General features: G+C 40.0%; 6 protein-coding genes. All 6 read right to left on the reverse strand.

The genetic code is table 11. From position 1 onward, the window contains the following. Positions 1–88 precede the first annotated feature (88 nt). The 6 genes from GMJ66_RS16200 to GMJ66_RS16225 all read right to left on the reverse strand — a co-directional run bounded on the left by GMJ66_RS16200 (position 89) and on the right by GMJ66_RS16225 (position 5,351). Entirely contained in the window at positions 89–754 is a 666-nt protein-coding gene (locus GMJ66_RS16200) for an LptM family lipoprotein (RefSeq protein ID WP_197046744.1), read from the reverse strand. Between the two features lie 74 nt (positions 755–828). Then, entirely contained in the window at positions 829–1,839 is a 1,011-nt protein-coding gene (locus GMJ66_RS16205) for a helix-turn-helix transcriptional regulator (protein ID WP_197046745.1), read from the reverse strand. Between the two features lie 234 nt (positions 1,840–2,073). Further along, a complete protein-coding gene (locus GMJ66_RS16210) occupies positions 2,074–3,546 on the reverse strand; it encodes an aldehyde dehydrogenase (protein ID WP_156291362.1) in 1,473 nt (490 codons plus the stop codon). A gap of 1 nt (position 3,547) precedes the next feature. Continuing rightward, positions 3,548–3,742, reverse strand: coding sequence for a 2-hydroxymuconate tautomerase (locus GMJ66_RS16215; RefSeq protein ID WP_156291363.1), 195 nt, complete (start codon positions 3,740–3,742; stop codon positions 3,548–3,550). A gap of 22 nt (positions 3,743–3,764) precedes the next feature. Then, complete coding sequence (locus GMJ66_RS16220) at positions 3,765–4,556, reverse strand: 2-keto-4-pentenoate hydratase (protein WP_156291364.1); 792 nt, start codon at positions 4,554–4,556, stop codon at positions 3,765–3,767. An 18-nt stretch (positions 4,557–4,574) separates the two neighbouring features. Then, on the reverse strand, positions 4,575–5,351 hold the full coding sequence (locus GMJ66_RS16225) for a 2-keto-4-pentenoate hydratase (protein WP_156291365.1): 777 nt from the start codon (positions 5,349–5,351) through the stop codon (positions 4,575–4,577). Positions 5,352–6,000 lie beyond the last annotated feature (649 nt).

Raw genomic sequence — 6,000 nt, forward strand, 5'->3', positions numbered from 1 at the left:
TTTTTCCTTACTCCATTGTAAGTCAGTATCACTCTATTGAAAAGAAAGGAAAGGCAAAGGTGTACAAATGAATGTACACCCCTAATTTTTACAATTCTATCTCAATCTGCAAATCCTCCCCAACCGTCTCAAAGTTCTCATCATGTGCCCCGCTGATAATAAGCTTAATTGATTCAATTTCCTCTGCCGGAGTATCTAATTGGAAGATAACCTCCCCTTCCTTCTTCGTTGGACCAAAGAATTCCCCGCCAACACTATCGGATAACCATAAATCTGCATCCACTTGATCTCCAGCATTTGTCGTTAAAGTTGCTTGATTCGGATACATGGAGATGGTATCTTCTGAAGTATTTTCTGCTTTCATCGCAACAGTTACGATGGTTACTTTGTCTTTATTGTCAAAGAATTCACCATATGACTCACTTGGTTCCAAATCTGCCGTTTGCACACCAAGGATGGAGATTTCCATTGGTCCGCTAGTGAATACTTCTTCCATGTCCTTATTTTTCTTAACAACATTTAATGTTCCAACATCACTTTCTAAAACATCACCTTCATCCGCAGCTTCCTCTGAATTAGACTCTTCTCCTTCAGCTTCAGCTTCGGAATCCTCACCACTTTCAACTGATTCCTCCTGACTTTCCCCGGCAGCATTTGCTGATTCATTGTTTTCTTCCTCACTACTTTCACTTCCACAAGCTACAAGTACAGATGTTAAAACGATTGCCATCAACAGTAAAATAAATTTTTTCAATTTCATATCCCCTTTCTTTATTTTTCTATGTAAAAGTATAGTACGAAAAATAAGAAGGACCCCAACATTTTTTGTTAAGGTCCTTCATTACCATTATACATTTCATGCAGTTTTCTGCTTTCTTCCTTCATCTGTTGTACGAGTTCTGGAGGGTCAATCACTTGAGCGTCACTCCCCCAATTCAGCAGCCACCCGACTAATCCATCACTGATAATGGCTTTCGTCCGCAATATAAACATATCTTCCCCATCTCGTTCAATCGATACATTTTTTCCAAACCGATCAATGATGACATTAATTAATCGGTTGCTGAAACGTACCTTTAAATCCTTCTCCACACCTGTAAACATATTGAATACTCTATTTACATATTCCGTGATATCAAAGTGTTCTATCATTTGAAAGTTCTGATCTGTGATTTGGACATCCAGCATTCGATCCACCCTTAGATGTATCAAACTATCCTTATGCTCATATTTTCCGATTAAATAGTAATAATCATTTTTCCAAATTAAACCATAAGGATGAATTTCCCTCGGATCACCATTATTACTTAGAACAAACTCCTTCTTCACATTGTACCTTCCATACTTAAACCGAATAACTCGCTTTTCATGAATCGCATGGTGCAGCGTAAATACGGTATACTTCACTTGTCTGGCCTCACCAATTGCAAATTCCTCGATATGTATTTGGTTCTCCAAATGTTTAGCTAAAAAATGACTGGTCAGCTTCTTAATTTTGGCAATCATATTTTCCTTATCTTTTTTCGTAATAAATCTGGCGGATGAAATCGCATCCATTAATAATCGAAGCTCTTGTATCTCAAAAAGCCGATTTTGATAGCTGTAATACTTTGGCAAACCATCGCCTTCATTATTCACGATTAAATCAATATACCTGGAATCCTCTAATTCCCTTAGATCCCTTTTTATTGCACTTTCATGAAACTCTACAGTATCATCAAACTCATCATGTAATCGATCAAGAATATCACGAGCAGTTAACTCATTTTCCTCATCTGTGTATTTAGTTAAGACATGAATTAGACCTAGGATACGTTCGGACTTTTTTATTTCTGCCATTGAATCGCTCCCCCATATCATACGAGATTAAACAAACTATTTCCTGATTATAAGTTTAACAGAATCAGTAGTATGAAATAACGAAAATGTTCTTATTACTAGTGTTGAAAAAAGCAATACTTACGAATACAATCTTTTATTCGGCTTTATAAAGTACACTCAACAAACAGGAGAGCTCTTTCCAAAATAACAAAACCGGTTCCCCTAAACAATTTAGAAGAACCGGTCTTTTATCTAATTCAATGCAATACAAATATTCTTCGCTTCCGTAAAAAATTCCATACTATGATGGCCACCTTCTCTACCCATACCACTCTTCTTGAATCCACCGAATGGGGCGCGCAAGTCACGGACGAACCAGCAGTTAACCCAAATCGTACCAGCGCGAACGCCGTGAGAAATGCGGTGAGCTTTTTGCAGATTTTCGGTCCAAACCACACCATTTAATCCATAGTCTGTGTCATTTGCAATTTGAAGAGCTTCTTCTTCCGTGTCAAAAGGAATAATCGTGACAACCGGTCCAAAAATCTCCTCCTGGCAAATACGAGATTTCGGATTATCGTGTACATAAATCGTAGGCTCGAGATAGAAACCATTACGTACATGTTCAGGAAGGTCTGGACGTTTTCCACCACTAATTAACGTGGCACCTTCTTCTTTTGCAATATCAAGGTAGCTCGTTACTTTATTATAATGAACTTCACTAACCAGGGGCCCCATATCTGTCCCTTTTTCCTGTGGGTCTCCTACTTTCAGAGCTTGTGCTGCTTGCTTAAATTTCTCTAAAAATTCGTCTAGGATAGAACGCTGAACGAGAATTCTTGATCCAGCAAGACATACTTGACCGGAGTTAAAGAATGCTGCACGTATCGAACCAGGAATCGCTTTCTCAAGATTGGCATCATCGAATATAATATTTGCCGCTTTCCCACCAAGTTCAAAGGAAACCTTTTTCAGCGTATCTGCACCACTCTTTAAAATCCGTTTACCTGTAGCAGTAGAACCAGTGAAAGAAACCAAATCTACTTCCGGATGAGTAGTAAGTGCGTTACCTACCACACCACCTTGACCTTGCACAACGTTTACGACACCATCAGGAATTCCTGCTTCTTTGGCAATTTCTCCAAGTAATGAAACGGATAATGGCGTGTTTTCAGCTGGCTTAATCACAGCTGTGTTTCCAGCAGCTAAACATGGTCCAAGCTTCCAAGTCGTTAACATGAAAGGAACGTTCCAAGGTGTAATTAAGGCGGCAACACCAACCGGCTCATATCTTGTATAATTGATGTACGATTCACCCATTGGATAAGCTTCTCCACCTTGTTTCTCCGCAAAGTCCGCGAAGAAACGGATATTATTTGCTGCCCGTGCCACTTCATGGTTTACCGTTGCTTCATATGGTTTGCCAACATCCATGGCATCGTAACGAGCAATTTCTTCTTTTCTTTCCAGAATGATATCTGCCATTTTTCTAAGTTTGGCGGCACGCTCTTCTACCGTCATTTGCCCCCATGGACCATTTTCAAATGCATCTCTTGCAACACGACAAGCCCGGTCTACATCTTCTTCTGTCGCTTCACTAACACGGGCAATCAATTCCTGGTTCGCCGGGTTCATGACTTCAAAGGTATGATCGTCGCTAGCAGGTACATATTCTCCATTAATGTATAGGCCGATTTCTTTCACATCTGTTTTCACATTTGTCATCTTACTTTTCCCTCCGTTTCTTTACCGATTCACCAGCAATCCCCCAGTGTTCTGCTTTCATCTCATTGATCATCACTCGTACATTTTCCTCTGGTGCATCAAAAATTTCAGACGCTAAATCCGTTACTTCCCGAATAAACCGCTCTTTTCTTTCCGGAGATCTTCCTTCTAAAATATTCACTTGAATGAGTGGCATCTGTTCTTCCCCTCTCCTAAATTTATTCTGTAAAAACTGCTTGAACGAAACCAATTCCATCGAAACTTGCCGTAAATTGGTCTCCTGGTTTGATTTCTAATGCAGCAGACAGAGATCCACTTAAAATGACTTCACCAGGCTTGAGACTCTTCCCAACTTGATACAGTTTATTAGCAAGCCAGGCAACCGCCCTTGCTGGATGCCCCATAACGGCTGCCCCAGCACCAGTTGCTGCAACCTCGCCATTTTGCCTATATACAAATCCCATTAATCTTAAATCTACATTTTCCGGATTGTAGAAACGTTCCCCAATCATGAATTTCGATGACGAAGAGTTATCACTTACTGCATCTGCCAACGTAAACTTAAATCCATAAAATCTACTATCAATGATTTCAATCGCTGGTGCTACATATGCTGTTGCAGCTAATACGTCTGCTACCGAAACATGTGGCCCTTTTAATTCTTTATTTAAAACAAACGCAATCTCAGGTTCTGCTTTGGCATGAATAAATGGGGAAATGGAAATGGGCTCGCCTTCATTTAATTGCATGCTTTCAAGTAATACTCCATAAGATGGCTCATGCACTCCCATCATTTCTTGCTTCGCCTTACTCGTTAGTCCTAGTTTCCATCCAACTCGCTTTGTCTGTTCAGCTTCCTCTTTCATCTCTACTAATCTATCTTGAATTTGATATGCTAATGCTTCATCTAATTCAGGATATTGATCCACAAATTTATCTACCGCTGTTTTATTTTTTTCAGCATCATATAGTTCCTTGGCAATGACATCTACTACATCTGTCTTTATCATAATCTCACCTCTTTCTTTCTAGCGTTTAAATGTAACGCTTATCGCTCCGATATGGTCAAACTCCGCTGTGAATGTATCTTGATCCTCTATTTCCACCGCACTAGTTAACGCACCAGATAATACAATTTCACCAGCTTGAAGGGAAACATCGTACTTCCCTAATGAATTAGCTAACCAAGCTACAGAACGTAATGGACTCCCCAAAACTGCAGCCCCAGCACCAGAATCTATCATTTCACCATTTCTATAAGCAACCATGCCAATATGAGTGAGGTCGATACCATCTAACTTAGCTGGTTTTCCTCCAATAATGGCTGCTGCAGACGATCCATTGTCTGCTACGGTGTCTTCAAACTTAATTTCCCAGTTCGCAATTCTACTATCAATCACTTCAATAGCCGGAGCGATATAATCTGTGGCCTCGAGTACATCCATAACCGTCACATTTGGCCCTTTTAAATCTTTTTTTAACTTGAAAGCAATCTCAAATTCTACTTTTGGCTGAATGAAGTCTTTTAATGAAATCACTTCTCCTTCCACATACATCATGTCATCAAGTAAATGACCATAATCTGGTTGGTTTACACCAAACATATTTTGAATCGCTTTGCTGGTAGCTCCAATCTTCTTTCCTACAATAATAGCTCCTTCGTCTACTTTTCGTTGAATAAATTCCAATTGCGTATGATAAGCCTCATCTACGGTTATACCTGGATACGTTTCTGTTAAAGGCTGAATAACATGTTTCGATTTTTCCGCTTCCAACAATCTAGTTGCTGCCTCTTGTACAGTCATGTATACCCTCCTTTTAAATTTTGGCTTTTCGCTGAATTGATATATACTCGGGATTAACATTAAGTAATGTTGGAGCCTACTACGATAGTGGGAAGTCTTATATATGAGCACTCCTCTCCCGTTTATAAGCGCTACTCTCCCGTTTATGAGCAGAAATTCTTATTTATGAGCGCTCCTCACCCTCTTATGAGCGGAAATTCTTATTTATGAGCGCTCCCACCCGTTTATGAGCGGAAATTCTTATTTATGAGCGCTCCTCTCCCTTTTATGAGCGGAAATTCTTGTTTATAAGCGCTACTCCACCGTTTATGAGCGGAAAATTTCTTTTATGAGCGCCACTCACCCGTTTATGAGCGGAAACTCTTATTTATGAGCGCTACTCCCTTTTATGAGCGGAAACTCTTATTTATGAGCGCTCCCCACCCGTTTATGAGCGGAAACTCTTATTTATGAGCGCTACTCCCTTTTATGAGCGGAAACTCTTATTTATGAGCGCTCCCCACCCGTTTATGAGCGGAAACTCTTATTTATGAGCGCTACTCCCTTTTATGAGCGGAAATTCTTATTTATGAGCGCTCCCACCCTTTTATGAGCGGAAATTCTTATCTATGAGCGCTCCTCCCCCGTTTATGAGCGATAAAACCTTTTT

Source organism: Oceanobacillus salinisoli (assembly GCF_009733865.1).
In the GTDB taxonomy this organism is placed as follows: Bacteria; Bacillota; Bacilli; order Bacillales; family Amphibacillaceae; genus Oceanobacillus; species Oceanobacillus salinisoli.